This is a genomic window from Maribacter sp. 1_2014MBL_MicDiv, assembly GCF_001865655.1.
In the GTDB taxonomy this organism is placed as follows: domain Bacteria; phylum Bacteroidota; class Bacteroidia; order Flavobacteriales; family Flavobacteriaceae; genus Maribacter; species Maribacter dokdonensis.
This window is the reverse complement of sequence record NZ_CP011318.1, coordinates 2,934,104-2,954,709: the sequence shown is the minus strand read 5'-3', so window position 1 is coordinate 2,954,709 and position 20,606 is coordinate 2,934,104. Positions and strand designations below refer to the sequence as shown.

At 36.4% G+C, this 20,606-nt stretch carries 17 protein-coding genes and 1 other RNA gene; 10 read left to right on the top strand and 8 right to left on the bottom strand.

Going from position 1 to position 20,606, the window contains the following annotated elements:
- Positions 1–49: 49 nt before the first annotated feature.
- Positions 50–952, top strand: a complete 903-nt coding sequence (locus YQ22_RS12415) for a phospholipase A (protein WP_083414251.1) — start codon at positions 50–52, stop codon at positions 950–952.
- Between the two features lie 25 nt (positions 953–977).
- Here the strand turns inward: YQ22_RS12415 and YQ22_RS12410 are convergent, their stop codons facing one another.
- Positions 978–1,967, bottom strand: coding sequence for a helix-turn-helix domain-containing protein (locus YQ22_RS12410; protein WP_071341451.1), 990 nt, complete (start codon positions 1,965–1,967; stop codon positions 978–980).
- Between the two features lie 80 nt (positions 1,968–2,047).
- Here YQ22_RS12410 and YQ22_RS12405 point away from each other — a divergent pair, with 80 nt between their 5' ends.
- The 4 genes from YQ22_RS12405 (at position 2,048) to YQ22_RS12385 (ending at position 7,379) form a co-directional block, all read left to right on the top strand.
- Positions 2,048–4,381, top strand: coding sequence for a TonB-dependent receptor (locus tag YQ22_RS12405; protein ID WP_071341450.1), 2,334 nt, complete (start codon positions 2,048–2,050; stop codon positions 4,379–4,381).
- Between the two features lie 85 nt (positions 4,382–4,466).
- Entirely contained in the window at positions 4,467–5,186 is a 720-nt protein-coding gene (locus tag YQ22_RS12400; protein ID WP_071341449.1) for a DUF4198 domain-containing protein, read from the top strand.
- A gap of 343 nt (positions 5,187–5,529) precedes the next feature.
- Positions 5,530–5,829 (top strand): hypothetical protein, encoded by a 300-nt coding sequence (locus tag YQ22_RS12390; protein ID WP_058103723.1) that lies wholly within the window; start codon positions 5,530–5,532, stop codon positions 5,827–5,829.
- Positions 5,829–7,379, top strand: coding sequence for a PepSY-associated TM helix domain-containing protein (locus YQ22_RS12385; protein ID WP_071341447.1), 1,551 nt, complete (start codon positions 5,829–5,831; stop codon positions 7,377–7,379). The genes YQ22_RS12390 and YQ22_RS12385 overlap by 1 nt, the downstream gene beginning before the upstream one ends.
- A gap of 79 nt (positions 7,380–7,458) precedes the next feature.
- Here the strand turns inward: YQ22_RS12385 and YQ22_RS12380 are convergent, their stop codons facing one another.
- Both YQ22_RS12380 and YQ22_RS12375 read right to left on the bottom strand, forming a co-directional pair.
- Entirely contained in the window at positions 7,459–7,734 is a 276-nt protein-coding gene (locus tag YQ22_RS12380; RefSeq protein WP_071341446.1) for a hypothetical protein, read from the bottom strand.
- 103 nt (positions 7,735–7,837) lie between these two features.
- Complete coding sequence (locus YQ22_RS12375) at positions 7,838–9,034, bottom strand: NAD(P)-dependent oxidoreductase (RefSeq protein WP_071341445.1); 1,197 nt, start codon at positions 9,032–9,034, stop codon at positions 7,838–7,840.
- Between the two features lie 177 nt (positions 9,035–9,211).
- On the opposite strand from YQ22_RS12375, the gene ssrA reads away from it, so the two are divergent.
- Positions 9,212–9,611: a transfer-messenger RNA gene (ssrA, locus tag YQ22_RS12370) on the top strand.
- 56 nt (positions 9,612–9,667) lie between these two features.
- On the opposite strand, the gene YQ22_RS12365 is transcribed toward ssrA, so the two are convergent.
- From YQ22_RS12365 to YQ22_RS12345, 5 genes are all read right to left on the bottom strand, one after another.
- Positions 9,668–10,408 carry a DUF1963 domain-containing protein gene (locus tag YQ22_RS12365; protein WP_071341444.1) on the bottom strand — a complete coding sequence of 247 codons (741 nt, stop codon included), beginning with the start codon at positions 10,406–10,408 and terminating at the stop codon, positions 9,668–9,670.
- 9 nt (positions 10,409–10,417) lie between these two features.
- Positions 10,418–11,659: a hypothetical protein gene (locus YQ22_RS12360; RefSeq protein WP_071342578.1), complete on the bottom strand. Its 1,242-nt coding sequence runs from the start codon at positions 11,657–11,659 to the stop codon at positions 10,418–10,420.
- A 48-nt stretch (positions 11,660–11,707) separates the two neighbouring features.
- Positions 11,708–12,349, bottom strand: coding sequence for a hypothetical protein (locus YQ22_RS12355; RefSeq protein ID WP_071341443.1), 642 nt, complete (start codon positions 12,347–12,349; stop codon positions 11,708–11,710).
- A gap of 176 nt (positions 12,350–12,525) precedes the next feature.
- Positions 12,526–13,431: a DUF6892 domain-containing protein gene (locus tag YQ22_RS12350; RefSeq protein ID WP_071341442.1), complete on the bottom strand. Its 906-nt coding sequence runs from the start codon at positions 13,429–13,431 to the stop codon at positions 12,526–12,528.
- Positions 13,432–13,450: 19 nt separating this feature from the next.
- On the bottom strand, positions 13,451–13,894 hold the full coding sequence (locus YQ22_RS12345; protein WP_071341441.1) for an SMI1/KNR4 family protein: 444 nt from the start codon (positions 13,892–13,894) through the stop codon (positions 13,451–13,453).
- Positions 13,895–14,108: 214 nt separating this feature from the next.
- Between YQ22_RS12345 and YQ22_RS12340 the strand changes: the two genes are divergently transcribed.
- Genes YQ22_RS12340 through YQ22_RS12325 form a run of 4 tightly spaced genes read left to right on the top strand, consistent with a single transcriptional unit; the run spans position 14,109 to position 20,603 of the window.
- On the top strand, positions 14,109–15,164 hold the full coding sequence (locus tag YQ22_RS12340; protein WP_071341440.1) for an SMI1/KNR4 family protein: 1,056 nt from the start codon (positions 14,109–14,111) through the stop codon (positions 15,162–15,164).
- Between the two features lie 55 nt (positions 15,165–15,219).
- Positions 15,220–17,694, top strand: coding sequence for a hypothetical protein (locus YQ22_RS12335; protein WP_071341439.1), 2,475 nt, complete (start codon positions 15,220–15,222; stop codon positions 17,692–17,694).
- A gap of 3 nt (positions 17,695–17,697) precedes the next feature.
- On the top strand, positions 17,698–18,357 hold the full coding sequence (locus tag YQ22_RS12330; protein WP_071341438.1) for a DUF1266 domain-containing protein: 660 nt from the start codon (positions 17,698–17,700) through the stop codon (positions 18,355–18,357).
- Positions 18,354–20,603: a tetratricopeptide repeat protein gene (locus tag YQ22_RS12325; RefSeq protein ID WP_156894568.1), complete on the top strand. Its 2,250-nt coding sequence runs from the start codon at positions 18,354–18,356 to the stop codon at positions 20,601–20,603. Before YQ22_RS12330 ends, YQ22_RS12325 begins: the two co-directional genes overlap by 4 nt.
- Positions 20,604–20,606: the final 3 nt, after the last annotated feature.

Here is a 20,606-nt window from a genome sequence, read left to right as displayed (position 1 = left end):
GACTATGAATTCTAATCAAATATATAATTTTACCACTTTATAATTTATCATGAGCTTAAAAACAACTTATTTATTTTTCTCTATTTTAATATTTGGCTATACCACAGGTTTTTCACAAGATAGTGAAGATGATAATTGGTATTTTAATAATAGTAAGACCTTGACCGAGTTGTGGGAGCTAGATGATGAACATCATCGTGGCAATTTTATCCTTACCTCTTATAAGCCTATCTACATGACATTGGCTAAATATTCTACAAACCCTAACGAGTTTCCTGTAGCCGAAAATTCAGATAAAGTCCTAGACGAACCCAATAGTTTAAATGCTGTTGAAGCAAAATTTCAAATCAGTTTAAAAACAAAGATTTTTCATAATATGCTGGGCGGGAGAATGGATCTTTGGATGGGTTACTCACAAACTGCTTACTGGCAAATTTATAATACTGAGCGCTCAAGACCTTTTAGAGAACTGAATTATAAGCCAGAAATCATAGCCAATTTCCCAATTAAGTTTCCCATTCTCGGATTTGATGCAAAAATGGTGGGTATTTCGGTCATTCATGAATCAAACGGACAGTCAGATCCCATCTCCCGAAGCTGGAACCGTATTGCCTTGCACGCCGGTTTTGAAAAAGGCAACTGGCAGGTAATGCTAAAACCATGGTTACGTGTGGGAAGCAAAATTGACGATAACGAAAATATATCTGATTACATAGGAAGAGGCGAAGCCGACGTTACCTATGATTGGGGCAGGCAACGTTTTAGAGCCATAGCCCGGCATTCACTGAATTTAGGAGATAAAAGCAGGGGAAGTCTACAGTTGAACTGGTCTTTTCCAATTCATAAAAACTTCAATGGCCATGTACAGTTTTTTGATGGATATGGAGAAACACTAATAGATTACAATCACCGACAAACAACCCTTGGTATAGGCGTCTCATTAATAAACTAGTAACCTAGCCAATACGCAATGTCGTTTACTTAATATTTGTTTTAAATTTTTTGGGCGTAGTACCTTCTTGACGTTTAAAGGCTGCAGAAAAATGGGTTGCATTCTTATAACCTATTTGCTCCGCAATTTCATAAATAGGCAAATCAGTGTTCACCAGAAGTAATTTAGCCTTTTCTATTTTTTTATTGATACTATATTCATGAACGGTTTGTCCAAAAACCCGCAAGAATTCCCTGTTCAGCAGAGTTTTATTCATACCCACTTCTTTAGACAATGTAGCCACCGAATAATTAATGGCTAAATTATCACTGATCTTTTTTTTGACACTTAAAAGTTTCTTTACCCTGTGACTATTTTGAACCGAGTTGTTCTTATAATGCTCTTTCTTATAATTGGAAACTTGTATGGCCAACATTTCAAAAACCTTAGCCTTCAAATAAATTAGTCTTGCCGTACCTTCTAAACTAAGCGTATCAAAAGATTCAAGAATTACCATCATCTCATTAGAAATGGGTACTACCAAATTATCATCTATAAGTTCTTTTAATTTAAGATCATTGAAAAAACCATGTTTTGTTAAGAACGCATTAGACAACCTTACTTTAATTTCCTTATAAGTTTTGTTCCCTGCAATCTTAGACGTGCCATGAAAAGATTTAATATTTGCCATGTAAGAATCACCGCTACCTAAAAAAATATCTTCACAACCTGCAACAGATATTACCCGTTCACCCTCAATTAAAAAAGTAAGCTGCACAAAATCTATAGTTAGCTGTTGTTTTAAGATAATATCTTTCTGTAACCTAAAATGCATTGCAGATATACAAACATCTTCAATTTGTATTACATCTATACGGCCTTGCCCAAATGAATCTTTTATACGGTATACCTTATGGTCAATATCATTGTTCTGCTTTACCTCAACACAATCGGCAATTTCACTATACGAGATTTTATTGGTCTCAGATAAATCAACAATCTGTAATTCTGTAAAACTGCGTCTTTTTTTTATCATTTCACGTCATTTCTAATCCACAACAAGGTCATAAATTCGCTTCAAATTTATTTAGACTAATTAAAAATAACAAATATTAAATGAAGAATCTTTACACTATACTGATCTTGTTCATAGGCACATTGAGCACTTTTGCGCAGTCTGCAGGAGTCTCAGGGTCGGTAGTTGATCAAAATAATAAACCACTTTTAAATGTGAACATCACTATTTCACATACAAGCTTAGGTACTACCACAGATGCCAAAGGTAAATTTGAGGTAACCGATCTGGCACCTGGCGCATACACCCTAACGTTCTCCATCATGGGTCATGATACCAAACAGGTACAAGTAAACGTAGTTGCCAATAGAATAAAAGAAATACCGAATGTATCGTTACCGGAGAAAAGTGAACAATTAAATGAAGTGGTGGTTAAAGGCCATCATAACAAATACGCGGTAAAAACACCCTCTTCCTCCTTACGTCTAAAAACAGAAGTAGCCAAACTACCCCAAAACATTCAAATCATCAGTAGTGAACTATTGCAAGATCAGCAGGCTACGAGCATTATGGATGGGGTGATCAGAAACGTATCTGGTGTAACCATGTTAGAGCACTGGGGGAATTTTGCCAGGGTGAATATGAGAGGATTTAGATTACCTGCATTTAGAAACGGTTTCAACGTTCAAGATTCCTGGGGTCCATTATCAGAGGACATGGCCTTTGTTGACCAGATAGAATTTGTAAAAGGTCCTGCAGGTTTTATGATGTCTGCCGGTGAACCAGGCGGATTTTATAATGTAGTAACCAAAAAACCTACGGAAAGAACTATTCGTCAAGTTTCATTGATGGCCGGTAGTTTTGACAATTACCGAGGTACTTTAGACCTTGGCGGCAAGGCAACAGAAAACGGAAAGTTATTGTACCGTTTTAATGCCATGTACCAAACAGCTGACAGCCATAGAGGCAATGAAGACGCTGAGCGTTATGGCTTTGCCCCTGCCCTAACCTACAAGCTTTCCCAAAAAACAGCTGTAACGGCAGAATTAAATGTACAACAGGCAGAAAGTTATATGGGTGCCGCTTATGTTTTTGCCCCTAATGATGATGGCTACGGTAGTTTAGATAGAGATTTTAAATTTACCGATACCAACTATCCCGCATCAGACATTCAAGAAGTAGCATTCTTTGGCACCATAAAACACGACTTTAATAGAGATTGGAGCTGGGAAACAAAATTTGGTTCTTTACGCTATGATCAAGTAGGAAATTCTAATTGGGTCTGGTCTTTAGAAGAAAATGGAGATGCTGTAAGGTACATTAGCAATTGGGATGCCTTATCCGTTGGAAAATATTTTCAAAGTTATATTACCGGAGCATTCCATACAGGTGGTATAAATCACAATATACTGGGAGGGTTTGATTATAGCCAAAAAGAATATTGGGCAGATTTTAATCAATTCGGCTTAACGGATGTTAATCAACCCTTCAATATTTACAACCCTGTTTACGGAAATACCGAACTTCCTATTTTTGACAAATCTACCCCGGTACAATACAGAGACAATATTTACAATTATGGGGGAATTAATCGCTCTGTATATCTGCAAGATGAAATAGGTTTCTTCAACAATAAAGCAAGATTAACCCTTGCAGGAAGATACACTCACCTGTTCACAAGAGGTAAAGATGAAACAGATTCTAAAATTACGCCACGTATAGGTTTAAGTGTGGATATACTACCTACACTAAGTGCCTATGGTCTATATGACCGCTCTTTCATTGGTCAAAATGGTGTAAGCTTCACCGGGGAAGCATTTGATCCCGTTGATGCAAATGATATTGAAGGAGGTCTTAAAAAGAGTTTTTTCAACGGAAGGTTAAGAACATCCTTGGGTGCTTACCAGATTACCAAAGAAAATGTATTGGTCACCGATCCAGAAAATCCTAATTTCTCTATACAGTTAGGTGAAATACAATCTAAAGGTATTGAGTTTGACCTGCAGGGCGAGGTAACCCCTGAGTTGAATGTTATACTCAACTACGCTAATACCAACGTTGAAATTACGGAAGATACTGATCCAGAAAATATTGGTCAACGTGTAGCCGGTCATGCAAAACACATTACCAACGGCTGGCTTAATTATAAATTCTCTGAAGAATCCAAACTTCACGGTTTTGGTGGCTCATTGGGGTATCAATATCAAATAGACCGTTCTACCTGGTCTTGGGGAGCGGACAATGAATCTCAATTACCAGATTATTTTAGGTTAGACGGAGCCTTGTCATGGAGCAACGACAAACTTAGGGTACAGCTCAACGTGAACAACCTACTAGATGAATACCTTTATTCAGGATCTAATTACGCTGCTTATTTATACTGGCAATCAGAACCCGGTATTAATGGTAGAGTTACCGTAACCTATAATTTTTAAAGAACAGCATACAATTTTTTGTTGAGTTAGTTCAAATTGGTTATCCCCTCGGTTTTACCGGGGGTGTAGCCTTAAATAAATAAACATGAAAAGAATACTTATTACACTTACTTTACTACTATTTTCCATATCGCCCATGTTCGCCCATTATTTATGGCTTGAAACGGACCGTACCGGCAGTCTAAACAAAGAACAAGAGGTACGTGTATATTTTGGAGAATACACTTATGGGGTTATTGAAAAAGTAAAAGGTGAAAACTACCCATCCGTTTCAAAGTTTACGTTATGGCTTATACATCCTAACGGTAAAAAAACAGCATTGAAAATTTCTTCCAAGGAAGAATATTATGTGGCCCATTTTACCCCAAATACAAATGGCACATATACCGTTGCCCTAAACAATGATGATATAGAAGTACTAGATTATACAGAATGGGATTTCGGTATTTTTAAAACACACTATCAATCGACCGCAAAAGTTCAAGTGGGCGACCAAGCCACAGCTACTAAAACTTTGAACCAAGATGGTATCGTTATCAAAGAACTACCCGGCACCGATAGTCAAATTACACTACAAGTACTATTTAAAGGTAAACCCTTAGCTAAAAATGAATTTAAACTATATGTATCTGACCTATGGAGCAAAACCATAGAAACAGATGAAAATGGAGAAGTAAGTTTCTCTTTGCCCTGGAACACCAAGTATACTATGGAAACCACTTTTGAAGAACGTGTTCCCGGCACATTCAATGGTAAGGAATATGAATTTATATGGCACTGTGCCACCTATTGTATTTCAAAATAACCTCTAGCAATGATCACCGCAATTCTAATACTTTGTTTTACTGGTTTTTATTTGGGTTACGCCACAACAAAAAGACAAAAAGTGCCAGTACACTTACATATTGAAAACTGGTGTCAAAAGAAAAGTAAAGTAGCAAATTCTTTAGGTTATGTCTTGCTACTATTTGCCTGTTCCCTAACCATTTACCATTTTGGTTGGGGTTCAGGTATTTTTACTTTTTCGGTCATTTTAATGACCATTGCAAGTCTTGTAATCTTGTTACAGCCCTTACACCTAATTACTTACAAAACCTTAATACCAACCGTTCTATTCATATTCTTGATCGAATTTTCACTTCTCTGATATGCCCGCTAATTCAAAATATCTGAATCCGTCTTTCTGGCCACGTTTCTCAAAAATTACCGCAGCTCTTCTTGGCGGTTTTATAGTATCTGTACTTTTTCATTTGGCAGTTGCCAGTTGGTTTGATCATGTAACCGTAATCATAACCAGTACCTATAGCGCACTTATTCTGTGGGCAGTTTTAATGATTGTAGCGTTTTTAGCAAAAAACGGCTGGAAAATATGGGGTATTTACCTGCTAACATCCATCATTTTGGCAATTATCATGTTTTACGGCAAAGCTTTAAATCCAATTCTATAATGAACAAAAGAACTTATAACATTCTATTTCATTTACACACTGTAAGTGGTATCGTGATCAGTGTAGCACTTTACGTTATTTTCTTTACAGGTTCATTTTCATTTTTTAGAGATGAGATTGCCAATTGGGAACGTGGGCATACTGTAGAAATTCCTGATGAAATACAGTTGAACTTTGATGAGACCTTTCAACACATGTCAACAGAGAAAAACCTGTATGGAAGGGATATTGAATTAAGGCACTATTACAACGAACAGAATATTGGGGTGAATTTAGGCAGCTCCAAAGATACTTTGCTAACCAAAGAGGATGCCGCAGGCTCATTTTATTATTTGAATACCAAAGATGCAACTACTACAGACTATGTAAGCTCATATACATTGGGGGAGTTCTTGTATAGACTTCACTTTTTTGCACAACTGCCCCACCCTTTTGGGTATTATTTATCTGGTTTTGTAGCATTCTTTTTTCTGTTTGCGCTGTTAACCGGCATTATAGTACATTGGGATAAGATCATTTCTAATTTCTACGTATTTAGACCAATGACCAAATTAAAAACCGTGTGGACAGATGCCCATACAGCTTTGGGCGTTATAGGTTTCCCTTTTCAATTCGTTTATGCCGTAACCGGAACGTTCTTTATGTTAAAAGTACTATTGGTTGCGCCTACTGTATTGGCATTATATGATGGTGATGACAAAAAGCTATATGAGGACCTAGAATATGCTCATCCGGAATTTGAATTTCAGAATACTCCACTGACCTGTCCGGTTAGTATCAACAAATACGTAAACAAAGTCAAAGATCAATGGACCAATTTTAAAGTAAACGAAGTACATATCTTCAACTACGGTGATACGGGCATGCACGTATCGGTAAGTGGCAACTTGGATTTTAAGGACAAAATAAACGGTTATGGTTACACTATTTTTAAAGTAGCCGATGATAGTGTTCATAGTGTAAAAGACCCCACTAAAAAAATACAGTACCTAGATGCCGTTAAGGGTATATTTTATAGGTTGCATTATGGGGATTATGGGGGATATGGCTTACGCATTATCTCTTTTATACTTGGTTTAATAGGATGTTTTGTAATACTTAGCGGTGTACTTATATGGTTAACCGCTAGAAACAAAAAGAACATACCCCTCAAAAAAAGAAAGTTTAACGAAAACGTAGTACGGTATTATTTGGCGATTTGCCTAAGCCTATACCCAATAACGGCCTTATCATTTATTTTGGTACAGGTCATTAATCCTACAGGCATGGGATTATTGTATCAATTTTATTTTATAGGATGGCTGCTAATTACCATTTTCTTTGTTTTTAAAAAAGACAATTATTTCACCAACAAATACACCTTACTTTCGGGTAGTTTAATTGGACTGACCATTCCTATTGTAAATGGTTTTTGCTCTGGCAATTGGTTATGGGTGAGCTTTGAAAAAGGTTATGATCAAATTCTGTTTATCGATGTCTTTTGGATTGTAATTAGCATTACTGGTTTACTTATTCTTAGTAAATTGAATGCACAGCAAAAGAAATCTTGAGAAGACATTTGATTAAAAATACCGTTAGAATGAAAAACACAATTCTCTATGGAAAAATTTTCAGCTAATAAATAGAACCTTATAAAAACGTAGAAAAGTGTGTTCCAATTTCTTGCTCAAATTTTGTTGTAATGGCATTACGGTATGCCGCTGGCGTTTGCTCACTTACTGTTATTTTATTAGCAATAACATCTACATTAAAATGGAAACATGAAAAATCTGAGCAAGCGTCCAAACTCTCAAAATTTGTAATCAAGAATTTTACGATTTTTGGTCTTAACTGATATTCCAGGTCAACACACCACCTATGTAATTTTTCATCAGCTGTATCACCTAAAATCCAATTAAATCTCATGGTACTTTAAATTATGACCACAATATAACTCTAAATTAACAATTACTTAACAACTGATTTAAAATTTAATAAATGTAGGTTACACACTTTAATTCACTCTCAGTTAAGAGATATAATCTTTCAAATAGCTAAAACGTTCCGTAAGTTTTCCTCCTTTGGTCATTCTTGCTCTATTAAGTACTCCGTCTTTATCACCATTAAAAAATGCAGGAATAACATTTTTTATAAATGCATCACCAAAACCTTCACTAGCATCTCTAGGTAACTCACATGGCAAATTGTCTACGGCCATAACAGCAATAACATGCTCATTTTTGAAATCTGCTTCAGACTCCGTCTCTGGATCATAGCCATAAATTGGATCTGCTATCGTAGAAGGTCTAATGGTCGATGCCACGGGACCATCTATATCACAGCTTACATCTGCAACAACCCGTATCTTAAAATCTTTTTGTTTTGCATCTTCCCTAGTAAATAGATATGGAGCGCCCTGACCATAAAAATGACCGGCAATGTAGAAATCTGTAACCTTTGCAAACCTAAAAAAGTTAGACTTGTATTCTTCTGGGTGCGCAAAAAAATTGGCTTTATTACCGCGTACCCCATCTTTTCGCTTATTATACTCACCGGCGTCTATTTGACAATAAACAGGCTCGTTGAAGGTTTCTTCTAAATACTCGGTAACATTTACACATTTCATGCCCATACCATCCAACATTTCCCTAGCTCCGTTACCAACTCTACCTCTACCGGTAAGCAATACCTTGATATTTGGTAATTCCAATTTTTTAAGCGCTTCAATTAATGCTTGTTGATCAGGTAAATCATTTGCTTTTGGTAATTGAAAAATATCGTATTTAAGTCCATATGTCCTAAAACCATTATAAGCTCCAACAATACCGGCATATCTGCCAAACGCAACAACACGTTGCTCTCGTTTATTGGTAATCACTTCATGGTCGTACAATTCTATATTCTTCTCTAAAATGGCACGGAGCAAATCTCTATTATAAGGTTGCTTTTTAATGGTGTGGGAAAAGAAAAAGTATTTTTTATTGGGAATCAGGGCATCAATAGGTACTTCTTTAACACCTAAAAGAACATCGCACTGATCCATTTCATTAGCTACAGTAATACCTAAATCACTATAGGCATTATCTTCATAAGCTCTTATAGGGGAAGGTTCTACAACTATTTCTGCCTTATTATAGATTTTTAAGACTTTTTGACATGCTTTTGGCGATAGAACCACACGCTTATCTGGCGGATTCTTACGTTCTCTAATGATTCCGAACTTCATATGGGTTTGGTATAAATATTGCACTAAATTATACAATTAGAAACACTTTAGCTTGGGTCTAAATAAAATTATAGCGGTTGCTAAAGATTTGTTAGCTTTGCTGCCCGCTATTTATTAGCCTTATGTTTTTAAAAAGACATAAAACATTAATTAGAGTAAAAAGTTCTTTTACATATTGGGGCCGACCGGTTTTGACAGCGAGACCAGTTGGAATGTAAGCATGTCGAGCGCTGGGAAACAGCTCGTTAATCTCATTTTTCACACTTTTAATTGGCGAAAATAATTACGCTCTTGCCGCTTAATCTGAATTATAGTAAGATTAGCCTCGTCCCTACAAGGTAGGGAAGCGAGATGTTCCTGAATAGCCCTTGTTGATGGCGATTCTTATAGGAGCACCAGAAAAGTCAACATAAGGGTGTTCGCTCGCTTTGGCGACACCACCAAAATCTTAAGAAGATAAGTGTGTATTAGGCGGTTTCTGGTCAGGTACACATCGAAAATTAATCAGATCCTAAACATGTAGAAAGCATTTTAATTGCTTGTTTGGACGAGGGTTCGAATCCCTCCGGCTCCACTAAACAAAAATAAAACCACCTTATGGGTGGTTTTATTCGTTTAAATATAGCTTATACCCTACCCCGCATTAGACTTAACATTGGAAAAATCACCTTTTGCCAATTTCTCTTTTTCTATAAATAGCATTAAATATCCACGACCGTTCCAATACAAACCAAAACCGGATTGATAACGCAAGGTTAATAATGATGTCCAATTTTCATTTTCCCTTGGATCAGCTTTTAGTGAATTATAATAAGGGTAGCCTAATAAATAACTATCGTATTTTTTATCCGATTTCTCCAATACCTTAGTACAGACATAGTTGACTTGTCTTTTATTCAGTCCTTTAGTTTTGTACAGTTCTGGCTTAAAAGGAATATCCACTTCTTGTTTGAAAATTACATCTAATGAATACTTATCTGGAAAATTAGGATTGTCATATGGCTTTAAATCTTTAATATTTTCAAAATAGAAGACCTTCGCATAGTTATCATCTGTCCAAGCCATTGTATTTTCCTCATTGTACGCTACAAATATGCTTAACAAACCTTTCATTGGCAGTTGGTTTTCACCCGGTGGTAGTTCACTTAGATTAAATTGTGCTATAAATCTATAGTCACCAAACTTATGCCTAGGCCATTCAAAATTCTCTGGTACTAGCGGATTTCCTCCATATTTACTGAGCCCCTTTACATCAAAAACAGTTGCTTGCTCAATTTTTATTGCAGGAAGCATAATCGACCGTAAATAATCATCCTTCTGGTCCAAATCATATTTTCCTGCTATTATAATCTCGTTAAGATCTTTAATATCCATCGTCCGCTTTTACCACTTTAAAATTGGTTCCTCTTTCCAAATGACCAACCTAAATTCTTCATAGTGTTTTCCCGTTGCAATGGTATGGTCATCTCTAAGTCCTTTATCTAATTGTAATTTATGAAGCATACCAGATGACGATCCTATCCATAGTGTTTTTTCATCATCAGAAATGGTCATACCACTTATGGTAGACCCCAGAAAATATCTCCACATACAATTTCCTTTAGTATCAACTGCTCTAATATACCCAAAGGCATCACCCAAAATATAGTAGGTAGCTGTTGCCACACCACAATACACTCGCATTTCTTCATCCACCACGGTATACTGATCACTTTCTTCATAGGCAGGGATACTTAAATTCTCAAAATCAGTAGTGGCTACACCAATAGTAATACCGTTATAAAAGTGGCAAGAATTGGTAATCAACTGATCATCGTCTTTAGAAAAAAGGCAAAAATCCGGATAGGATGATTGCGGACCAACAGCACCTACCTCGGTACCGTGTTGGTCCAATATTCTATGATCGCTACATTGGTCACCTACAACAATGTATTTGTTATCATTGGAAAGCGTTGCATTCTCCATATCAATATATGGCTCCCATTCATCATCCTCTGGGTCAGGTAAAGGGTGAATCATTTTCTCAGTATTTTGAGTGATGATAAAAATACCTTCAGAAGTTACCATAAGTACTTTTTTACCGTCATTGAACGGAATCAATTCCTTTATTCCCAGATTCTTTGCGGTTTCTAGCTCAAATGTTTCAATAATATTGCCTTCCCAACCTTGGGTGGTTACAATGGTATTATTCGTTACAATGGCAAATACATTATTACGCTTAGATTTACCAATGGCGCCTATAGTACTTTCTAATGCAATGACCTGGTCACCTTTTAGAAGATATGCTTGTCTTTTCTGATAAGCGGTACCCACCATGAACACAATTTTTTGATCATCTATAAAAAATAGTTGCTGTATGCTTTGTGATTTCTCTTTCATGAACTGCACCATTGGAGAATGAGCAGGTGGAAAATCATTTCTAAAGGCATTAACAGTATTGTTATTATTGGCTTCTTTTAATAGTTGAAAAACAGCTTCTGCCAAGTGATCTCTTTTATCTTCGGGCTCTTTACCTTTCCAATTTTCCCATCCGTTGGTTTCACCAAATTCAACCATTTTATTCACTTCAGAAGCATATTTACTTCCTTTAGAATTCCATTCTTTTTTGATCTCGTCAATATTCATTCCTGATTTTTTTAATTTATTAAGTATGGATCGGATCATGTTTATCATCTAATTAAAAAGAATAGCTGTGTTGTTATTGATACTAAATTTAGCAGCATCAATTAGTGATGCGCATACTAAAATTTCAATCCAGAAATCGCCATTTTCCTGTATTATTTCATTTAACTGTTGAACATTCATAATATCATTGTTGTCATCTAATTCAATACCCAAATACTTAGTGAGACCTTTTAGTTCTTCGAGCAAGCTGTAAGATGAACCGATCATGGCACCGGGTACACGAGCTTCTTCGATATCAAAAAGCACTTCTGGCATTTTTACGGGAAGATAAAAACCCTCGGCATCTGAATGGGTCAGCAAGTGACTTTCCATATACGAATAGTGATTTTCTAAAACTGAATCTACACTAGGATCTTCATTTGGAGAAAAAGGCTTAGGCTTCCAATTCTCGTCGTCTTCATTTTCCCAAGCATGTGCTAGAAATCGTCTTAAATGGTGCAAAAAACTATAAGGAAAACCGCCAAATTGTAACGGTTCATTTTCCATCTCCTCAGGTTCATTATGCGGTTCTAAATTATTTGTAGCAAGAACAACATTAATATTTTGAAAGATTTTTTTATAAGCATTGTAGGCTTCAGGCTCACTACCTTTAAACTCTGCCAACATTCCGCTTGTAATTTCTAAACCCATAATTTTTCTGTTATAATAGGTATCAAATGTATACATAGCATGGTTTTCATATATCCCTGAAACCAATGAATTCTTTATTTCCTAGATTTATATTGTTACTATGTACGATTCCCTTTAAATGAAAAAAACACGCTAATTATGCGTACTTTTTTGATTATTGTTATTTACACGACCAATCAAATCCACTCGGCATCAACGCCAAGAATAATCAGTTCGTCACATATATGCTCTTTTGCATAGCATAACGTAGCTTTCTTTAGATTGGGAAAGTGTTTAATATCATCGCTACGTTCAATATCCCAAAATTCAACCGCACCACCGGAGAAAGGGGAAAGGTTCATATAAATATCATTGCCCCCATCTTGATAAATTTCGGTAATCTCGGGTGCCAAACGTTTTGGTATGGGTAATTTTTTAAAGTATTGGGTTACTTCATCTATGGGGTCATAACCTTCTTCATCAATATCTATTTCACGATCCTTATACCAATCTGCAAACTCGTACAAATCGAATTTTGGTTTCAATAATCCCTTTATATACATCAACTCTTCTATGATGGAAAGCTTGAATCCGAAATCGGCAAACTCTATTTCCTCCTCATCAATTGGCTTAATGGTGTATTTGTCTGCCGGTATTCCTTCTCCACGAACATAAGGTTTGTGCGCACTAACTTCAATAGCTCTTACAAGTTCATTTTTTACACTGAACCACGCACTTAATCCGTTTTGCACCAAAGCACCAGAATCATCGCCCTTAAATGTCTTTACACGTTCGCTTTCATGGGTTTTGTAATACTCACGGATATCTTCACCGTTATAATTAAATGTTCCAGTAAAGATTGTTTTAGGACTAAAATCATAGGTTGAAATTTCAAATTCAAACCCTAAGGATTTTACTAGTTTACCATTAGATGTATAGGCGATAATCCCTAAATCATCCCAAACAAAAAGTATGTTATTCTTTCCTTTATGCTCTCTACATTCTGGGGTAATAATCTCCTTTAATGTTCCTATTGAAACAGGAAATTGTACTGCAACGGAATTGATTGTAAAACTATCCGAAGAAAATTCTATATTGACCATAAGCTATTTATATATTAGATTATAAAGGTTTTTGGGTTCTTACAAGCTCTTTAAAAGATTTAGAAAGTAAAGCTACCTCGCCACCATCATGGTAATATGCCCAAACCGTAAATTTACATTCTGGATCTAAATATAGGTAATCTCCATTCTCCTCACCTATAACAAAACCTTTAGCTACACGTGCCAATTTTACGGAACGAAAATGTGCTGAAGGCGCAGTGAACTCCATCCCCGCTTCTTCTTGAACCGTGGTGTATAATTTTAAACATTCATAGTTGGCAGCTTTATCAACGCCACTCATTTCCCATCTTTTCAAAAGGGCTACTTTACCCATTAGGTTCCATGTACGTTTATCCCACCTGCTGCTATTTTTCAATAAAACACCCGTAGGATTATCCCGTAGAAAATGAATATAGTCTACCGGCAAATCTTGCTTAAAACTTTCGCTCCATTCCAATTTCATAATTGCTGGTGAATTGTTTTAATAGGATGTTTAAAATGAACTACAAAAATGATGCTTCAACTTTAAAATTTGCTAACCGTTTTCAGTGATATTGCTGCCCAAATATGCCGAATTACAAGGTAAACGTTCTTTTCTAAAAATTAAAATCACCCTTTTCGGGGATAGCCTCCCCATTAATCTCAGGTACCTTAGCAGCACCAATAAATAGGTTGAAATGAGAAATAAGATTGCGTTTTCAGACCATGTAGAACAAATGAAATGGGAGGATTTTCATTTTGATATAATGACCGTAAACACCCTGCCACAGATAGAAGACCCTGAAGATATTGATAACAGTTTTACCTTTTGCGATGCCCTATTAGATGCATTCAAAGTAGCAACGAACAAAGAAGTACTTAAGCTACTTTTTATTAGTCCAGATGATATATCCAATTCCAAATTCAACGGTATCGCATATTTAGAAAGTAAAGAAGTTTTTACTGCCGAAATAAAAAGCACACCGTTGTTTAAAGAATGGTTTACTATTATAGATGAAAGAACACGTAAAAAAGAAACCAACGCTGCAAAGGTGTATTTTTTTGGCGCCAATTCTTTTAGCAGTCAGCCTATTTCCAATTTTAAGGACAATCAGGTATTTGAAAAGTCCGGTTTATTTATTTCGGACCATATCCCCAATGCATTTATCGCTGAAAAACTGGCAAAAGAAAAAGCGGATTTTATAGCGCCGTATATTCAGTTGGAAGCTAAAAGCAATTTTCAAAAAGTGGTGCAGCATTTTGTGCAATTGGTACATGCCAAAGGTCTCGTAATTATTCCACCAAAGAACAATGATGCAATTTATGAGGAGTTTGAGGCTGAAGCGGGATATCCATTTCCGAATATCATCAAAGAATTTTTAACCCTACATAACGGCGTACAGAACTCAGCGATTATGGGTGCCGAGAAAATCTTACAGGAATGGAAAGATTGGTACAGAATTTATAATGATTGGACACAAGAGGAACTGCTAGACACCTATAGTACCAACGAAGGTAAAACCCTGCTAATGTACACTACACCGTATTGGATTCCGTTTTTCGATTTGCAAAACGGAAATTTTCTGGCATTTGATTTTGCACCAAATACCAAGGGTTCAGCGGGTCAAATTATACGTTTTGGTGCCGACCAAGAAATTGGCTACATACAAGCTGATCGCTTGGATTTATTTTTAGAAAGCTTGATGGATGCTGACGGTGACATTCAAGATTATGAATGGTTCAGCAGTGAATAATTCATGGTTAAACTACCAACTAAATCCATTTAAAACGTATTAGACATCTAGGTACATGTTAGAAATTTTCAAGAATAAAATACTCCCAAAGTTAGAAACAACACAGCTATCGGCACCCGCTGCAAAAGCTTTGTTACACGTTTTAGAACTACAGGATTGCCAAGACACCAAGGTATTAGAGCAAGTAAAAAACAACTTAGGCAACTTAAATAATGAAGCCGTGTTTACCGAGGAACTAGCACAACAAATTTACTACCATCCAGAAGTTTATGCCAATGAAGAAGAAGGCATAGCATTCATAATCTCATGGCTGCCACTCTTGGAAAACGGATTTTATCCTGACAAAAAAAGCAGTGAAAAACTAATTGAGTTTCTTTATTTCAGTCTAGGCTATCTTCAAAGCGAGGCGATTTCAGAAAAAGAACGTATACAAATTTTCAGCGTTTTAAAAGCACTGGTACAAAGCGAATCTAACGCTTCACTAACCGTTGCCCATTTTTTGATTCGGAGGGTATTTGATATTCGAGATTGTGTGAATTCAGATTTTATCATTCAAAACTGCATAACACATCAAATTCTTTCGGGAAACTATTACGTTCTTAATTCCGACAATGGTTTTACAAAAAATTCATTCAGCATAGACAATGAATTTGTTCATCATTTTTTTAAAGGCGATTGGCATAAGTTCGTAAACGCTCTTCACCTAATTTTACCCGTAGGTAAAGTTTACCAACCAAATGCATTTAATATCATAACCGCTTGGTTAAGTACCGACTTAGCCGAGTTTTATCAAGAGCATACGGATCTGGTATTTGCAGCCCATACGGCGCTAAATGAGCGTTTCTTATTTATGGAAGAAGAAGGTACAGCCTTGTTGAACCTGCAAACCAAAGACGGTATTTTTCCGCTAATTTCCGCATTAGGTACAAAGGAATGGGATGCTGGCGATGTGCTCCTTTTTAATAACCGAGATAAAAATATTCCACAAAATCAACTAGACCAATGCTACCTCAGATTTTTAGATTGGCTAAAAGCAGAAAGCGGAAGTAATTTTTACACCGAAGCCTTTCAAGCATTTGGCAAACATATTTTAACGGTAGAAAGCTCCACAGTTCTTCCCGTAGCATATATCTTGTTTTGGTTTGAAAAATGTAATCCAAAATCAGGTATTCCAGATCAAATTGAGCCATACAACAGCCTATTTTCAAGATTTCTAAGTACTGGTTCAACCGGTAAACTACCGGTAGTTAGGTTAGGTAATGAAGATGTTGAGCTAAAAGGAGAATATCTTATAGAAGAAATATTTCAAATTAAAAACAACCGGACTGAATGGATTTCAGACCTGGAGTCATCAAACCTATCTGATCCTCTAAATCAGTTTTTGATCCTAACCTTTTATGATGCTCGCGAAAAGCTGGCTACCCTTTTCGATTTAGACAACCAAAAAGTGCTATTCGCTTATCTTGAAAAAATGGCATATTCCGCTAAACAAGCGGATGATAAAGTTAAAAAAGAATGCCTACCCCTAGTCGTTAAAACGTTAACGGCACTATTTGCAGAAACCAACGATTTTAAACTAGTCAATAAAATTTGGGCATTAAAAAATATTGACCCCAGTGTACTAGACCTTTGTAATGATTATGCACAATTACAGTATGTAAATGAAAGTCGCCCTTTGTTTTTGGGGCTTCTGCAAAGCTGGTATAATTTCTTAAGCGATTATTATTATAGTTTGGGTACCGAATCGGTTTGGATTCCGCATATGCTAAATACACAAGGTAGACGCAGTGCCGCCTACCTCAACGAACTTGATGAAAATGTCAGCCACTTTTTAAACCGGGCTTTAGTGCATCTTTTTGATTTCCATAAAAAAAGCAAACAGAAAGCTGAATCCAACCAATTATTTCAATCCATCCAAACGGATATTGAAAACTACCTAGAGGACTTTCTTAAAGAATTAATGGAACACAACCTGGCAAAAGAAACGGCAGAAAATATGTATATCTACAGTAAAGCACACTTTGCACATCGCAAAAAATTACAGGAGTCCATTCAAAAACACCATGATTACTATAAAGTGGAAGAACCAAAATCTGAGAAAGCAATTCTTGTTGAGCAGTTACAAAAGTCACAGATTAATAGTTCAGAAATGACCTTTGACCCAAAATATGCCAGTGCGGTCTTACACAACCTAGAAAATTATAAAACCGAAGGAACCTGTGACAGCAAACTCCTTGAAGTATTGGATAAGAACATAATAGAATTTAAAACTTGGTTATCGGAAACATCTACTACTGAAGCCAAATTTATTCAAGCTCTTTACATGACCTTGCTTGATAAAAACCTAGCTCCTGAAACCCCTTTAGAAACGTACGGAAACCTGTGTAGAAACCTGTTCGTGAAATTAGCAAAAGACAGTAAAATGGCAAGCTCCTATCAAATGGGACTCGCGGCAATGGCAAATTCCGGAGCTTATCCAGAAAACTTAACAACTGCATTGTTGCAGGTGGTTAACCTCTTAAAAGTTTAAAAAATGACAGCAGAAATTACACCCAAAATTCAAGATCAGCTCAACTTATCTGCTTTGGTTTTAATGAACAATTATAAAAAAGCGGATTTAAATAGTTGGTACGGATTTGATATTGAAGACCACTTGCAATTGAAAAATGTAGAGCGTATTGCCAAGCTACATGGCATACAATCTGGCGTTCATCTACGCAACAGTTTACACCGTTACGAAACTGGCGCTATGGCATCAAACCCTTTTGAAAAATTGGCATCTGAATTTCGCAATTATACCACCAACACTTATGAAACAAAGTATAATGCACAGAAAAACCCCATGACCAAGAATGTTTACAAACTAGTTTGGCGCTACCGTTTTAGCCTTAAAAATGAAAAACTGCAGGGCTATGATTTTGCGTATTACATTTTTCTCATGCGTATAGGCGGTGCCTTAGGTTTTATAAAACCCGAGGAAATAGCCATGCGTTTAGAAGACGTAAATACAAGATTAAAAAAAACGTTCTCCAGTTGGGGCGAATTTCACCGCAATGTGTGTATTGGCGATGAATTTATAAGAGGAGCCGCAGAGCCGGACATCAGTAAATACCCCGGCACGGAAACCCTTTGGGAATGCTATCAAAGATTACATATTCACCAAGCGAACAGCTTTAAAGAATGGAACAAATGAGCTTAACAAGAAAAGAAGTCTTAGCACATATTGAACAAGCTTACGCCCTGTTGAACGCAAAAAAGTTCGCTGAGCTAAATCCGCTTATTACCATTATACAAGATAATTTAAATGTTTTGGGCTACACCTATCCGTCGGATAATGCTCGTTACTACCGCTTTTTTATGTTGTATATAGGTGCTTTTGAACAGGTAAATATGGAAGTCATGCATTCATATGTAGAAGCACTTGAAGAAGTGGGACAAGTTTTGGCATCAGACTATGAATACATTTGTAGTTATTACAAAGCTTGTCCCGAGTTGGTTTATGAAAAAGCTCTACAAGCGTATCCGTATAACGAAACACTGCACATACACTACGCCTTGAAATTACAGGTAGAAAAAAGGTACACGGAAGCAATTGCCATATTAAAATACGTTTTAGAATGTTACCCTGCCACAACCGAAGCACGATTCTTACTTTGGGAAATTCAATCGGCACAGTTAAAGGACCAAGTAAAATCTACCGAGGAAGCCGACTGTTACCAGCTGTTGGAATTAGCCTCTGCGACTCACAATCTTGATGTTTTAAAAGGTCTTCAATTAGATACGCGTTTAGACAAGAAAACCAAATTACTCACCTTTATTCAAGTTGCAATTTGGGAGCTACGATCGGCAGAAGTCATTGAACTATGGAAGAAAGAGTGGAAAACGCTAGATCTAACCGATCTAAGTCGTTATGTATTGGCAGATTACGCCAAAGCTTTTATGATGTACGATCTTGTTCCACAAATATTAAAGGCACCGCAAAATCCAGATTTTCCAGATGCTGATTTTACCAATTTTACGGAATACAAAGCCTTTATACAGGCATTTACGAATGCAGGATGGCAACTGGTACAACATCATTATTTATTGCTTGGAAATGCCGCCTATTTTCATTCTAAAAATGGGAATGCAGTAAAAATTTGTCTAAAAAACGGATTGGCCCTAAACGATAAAAATCCGTTGTTGTTAAATCTAAAGGCAATGTTCCTTAAAAGCGAAGGCAGCTATCAAGAAGCTGGGGCTACCTACCATGAGGCGTTTAGAAACGGGCTCACCATGGATAATTATTTGCAATATTTAATTGAACTGAACAACAGAATTGAAAGTTACCAAGGTGTTTTAGACACGGTAAAGCAATTTCACATAAGACATACGCCTACATTAAAATCCATGTTCTTTAAGGCAAGGGCTTTGTTTAAATTCCACCGAGATGATGAAGCATTGGCAGTACTGAACGAAGCGCTTCAAGATTTTCCGTTACACTCCCGATCCTACGCACCGTGGATGTACCACTATCGTATGATCATCAATAAAAGAAAACGGAACTATACCCAATATTTTTTAGACCAACAAGCTGAAATTAATTACTACGTTGATGGAGATGACGACTATTTTGATACTACCAACCTTGCCGTTGAAACCATTTTTGAACAGGGTGAATACGAAGAATGTTATAAATATGCCATTTACAATCACGAACAGGGGAAACTAACAGAAGAATTATATCCCATTTTTCAATGGATTTGTTTTTACGATTTTCTACTTGAGAAACCAGATGATTTGCAAGACCCAACGGAAGCAAACATCAACAAACAACCAGAAAAATTTGAAGATTTCAGAAACAATGGTTTGATTTACTGGATGCTGGACGACCATACGGCTGCTGCGGAATCGTTAATGGTAGCGGCATCAAAATCGGTTAATAAAGCTATCTATCTAAAACTAGCATTAACATGTGCAAAAGAAGGCTTTAAAAATTCGCTTAGCCTCACCATTTGTGAAACCATAAGAAAAGAAGTTCCAGAAGCTCGTGAATTTAAAACAGATTATACGTACGCCCAGATTTTAAATGATGAACACCGCCATGAAGAAGCTTACAAAGCCCTATTAGATGTTTTAAAAAGTTATCCGGAACGTTCGTTTTTTGAATTCCCAAAAGATTACAATTTCCTTTTGCATATTCTAAAAAACAATGTCAAAGCCATGGCAAACATGAGTGCCTATAATAAATATATATCCATGCTTTTAAGTAGGGATACTCCTATAGAAAATCAACTTAGGGAGCAGCAAGAATTGGTAAAATCACAAAGCGAAGAAGACCTTTTCTTACAGCATAACCTTATGGAAAATTTAGCACGCTTTAATTTTGAACTGTACCCAGAAGAACAAGAAGAATTAAAGGAAATGAAAATGCGCATTAAGGCTGCCCATTTCGCTTAAAGG

Bases quoted from the DNA above. Each gene is read 5' to 3' on its own strand.
- YQ22_RS12350 (WP_071341442.1), bottom strand. From the start codon at position 13,431: ATGGTCAATATAGAATTTTCTTCGGATAGTTTTACAATCAATTCCGTT.
- YQ22_RS12330 (WP_071341438.1), top strand. From the start codon at position 17,698: ATGACAGCAGAAATTACACCCAAAATTCAAGATCAGCTCAACTTATCT.
- YQ22_RS12415 (WP_083414251.1), top strand. From the start codon at position 50: ATGAGCTTAAAAACAACTTATTTATTTTTCTCTATTTTAATATTTGGC.
- YQ22_RS12340 (WP_071341440.1), top strand. From the start codon at position 14,109: ATGAGAAATAAGATTGCGTTTTCAGACCATGTAGAACAAATGAAATGG.
- YQ22_RS12380 (WP_071341446.1), bottom strand. From the start codon at position 7,734: ATGAGATTTAATTGGATTTTAGGTGATACAGCTGATGAAAAATTACAT.
- YQ22_RS12360 (WP_071342578.1), bottom strand. From the start codon at position 11,659: ATGAATATTGACGAGATCAAAAAAGAATGGAATTCTAAAGGAAGTAAA.
- YQ22_RS12365 (WP_071341444.1), bottom strand. From the start codon at position 10,408: ATGGATATTAAAGATCTTAACGAGATTATAATAGCAGGAAAATATGAT.
- YQ22_RS12355 (WP_071341443.1), bottom strand. From the start codon at position 12,349: ATGGGTTTAGAAATTACAAGCGGAATGTTGGCAGAGTTTAAAGGTAGT.
- YQ22_RS12400 (WP_071341449.1), top strand. From the start codon at position 4,467: ATGAAAAGAATACTTATTACACTTACTTTACTACTATTTTCCATATCG.
- YQ22_RS12390 (WP_058103723.1), top strand. From the start codon at position 5,530: ATGCCCGCTAATTCAAAATATCTGAATCCGTCTTTCTGGCCACGTTTC.
- YQ22_RS12335 (WP_071341439.1), top strand. From the start codon at position 15,220: ATGTTAGAAATTTTCAAGAATAAAATACTCCCAAAGTTAGAAACAACA.
- YQ22_RS12345 (WP_071341441.1), bottom strand. From the start codon at position 13,894: ATGAAATTGGAATGGAGCGAAAGTTTTAAGCAAGATTTGCCGGTAGAC.
- YQ22_RS12385 (WP_071341447.1), top strand. From the start codon at position 5,829: ATGAACAAAAGAACTTATAACATTCTATTTCATTTACACACTGTAAGT.
- YQ22_RS12325 (WP_156894568.1), top strand. From the start codon at position 18,354: ATGAGCTTAACAAGAAAAGAAGTCTTAGCACATATTGAACAAGCTTAC.
- YQ22_RS12410 (WP_071341451.1), bottom strand. From the start codon at position 1,967: ATGATAAAAAAAAGACGCAGTTTTACAGAATTACAGATTGTTGATTTA.
- YQ22_RS12405 (WP_071341450.1), top strand. From the start codon at position 2,048: ATGAAGAATCTTTACACTATACTGATCTTGTTCATAGGCACATTGAGC.
- YQ22_RS12375 (WP_071341445.1), bottom strand. From the start codon at position 9,034: ATGAAGTTCGGAATCATTAGAGAACGTAAGAATCCGCCAGATAAGCGT.